At 73.3% G+C, this 1385-nt stretch carries 2 protein-coding genes; both read right to left on the bottom strand.

The annotated features are described in order from the left end of the window. Positions 1-10: 10 nt before the first annotated feature. Entirely contained in the window at positions 11-1126 is a 1116-nt protein-coding gene (locus tag HHL10_RS30085; RefSeq protein ID WP_169164104.1) for an FAD-binding oxidoreductase, read from the bottom strand. Positions 1127-1172: 46 nt separating this feature from the next. Further along, the coding region (locus tag HHL10_RS30090) for an SRPBCC family protein (RefSeq protein WP_310734709.1) at positions 1173-1385 on the bottom strand (213 nt) is incomplete at its 5' end.

The following is a 1385-nucleotide window of genomic DNA, read 5'->3' on the forward strand; positions in this document are numbered from 1 at the left end:
GCGTGCCGGACTAGCGCTCGACCTCGATATTGCTCAGCGGCTTGCTGCAGCAGGGCAGGAACCAGCCCTGCGCCACCTCGCGCGGGCGCAGGCCGCCGCCCTGGTTCATCTCCACCTCGCCGGCGAGCTTGCGCGTGCGGCAGGTGCCGCACACGCCGTTGGAACACGAGAACGGCCAGCGCACGCCGGCGCGTTGCGCGGCCTTGAGCACGGTCTCGTCCGCGGCGCACTCGAACTGCTCGCCGCGGTTCTTGAGCGTGATGGCAAAGCGCGGCGCCTCGGCGGCGGTGGCGCCGGGGTCCGGGGCGGCCTCGGCAGCCGTCGCGGCCTCAAGCGCCGGGCTCTCGAAGCTGAAGCTTTCCTCGTGGTAGCGCGCCATGTCGAAGCCGGCTTCGGCCAGCATCGCGCGCACCGCGGCCATGAAGGGCGCGGGGCCGCAGCACCACACCTCGCGCTCGAGCAGGTCGGGCACCTGCGCGCGCAGCAGCGGCAGGCTCAGCCGCCCGAGCAGGCCGCTGTAGTCGGGGTTGCTGCCGCGCTGCTCGCACACCATGGTGGCGCGCCAGCGCGGCAGTGAGCGCGCCAGCAGCTTCAGCTCCTCGGCGAAGACGATGTCCTGCGGCGTGCGCGCGGCGTGGATGAACTGCACGTCGGCGTCCAGCCCCAGGTCGGCCCAGGCGCGCGACATCGACATCAGCGGCGTGATGCCGCTGCCGCCGGAGAGGTAGAGCTGCCCGCGCGCGGGCGCCTTCACCGACCCGGGCGGGAAGCAGAAGCTGCCCGCGGGCCCGGTGGCCGACAGCCGCGTGCCCGGGCGCAGGTTGTCGTGCAGCCAGTTCGACACCCGCCCGCCGGGCACGCGCTTGACGGTGATGCTCAGCGTGTCGGGCCGCGTGGGGCTGGAGCTCAGCGTGTAGCAGCGGTACACGGGCTCGCCGTCGATGTCCAGGCGCAGCGTGATGAACTGGCCCGGGCGGTAGCGGAAGCTGCGCGCCTCCACCGGGCGCAGCACGAAGCTGCGCACGTCGTGGGTCTCGTCGCGCACCCGCACGCATTCGAGCCATTCATCGTCCGCGCCCCAGGCGGGGGCGGGCGCTGCGGCGAGGTCGAGATAGGTCACGGTCATGGCGTCGTCCCTCGGGGTTCGGAGCGGGGCCGCTGGCGCGGGCCCGTCAGCGCGCGGCGCTCACGCCGGCGCGCATGCGGTCCACGTACCAGGTGCAAAAGGCCTCCACCAGGCTCTCGGTGAAGGGCGAGTAGGGGCCGGGCTCGTAGGCGCTGCTGGCCACGCCGGCCTGCGAGGCCTCCACCAGGCGGCGGTCCTGGTCGTTGGTGGCGTTCCACACGCGCGTGAGGTTGTCCACCGTGTAGTCCACGCCCTCCAC

Source organism: Azohydromonas caseinilytica (assembly GCF_012927045.1).
Classification (GTDB): domain Bacteria; phylum Pseudomonadota; class Gammaproteobacteria; order Burkholderiales; family Burkholderiaceae_C; genus Azohydromonas; species Azohydromonas caseinilytica.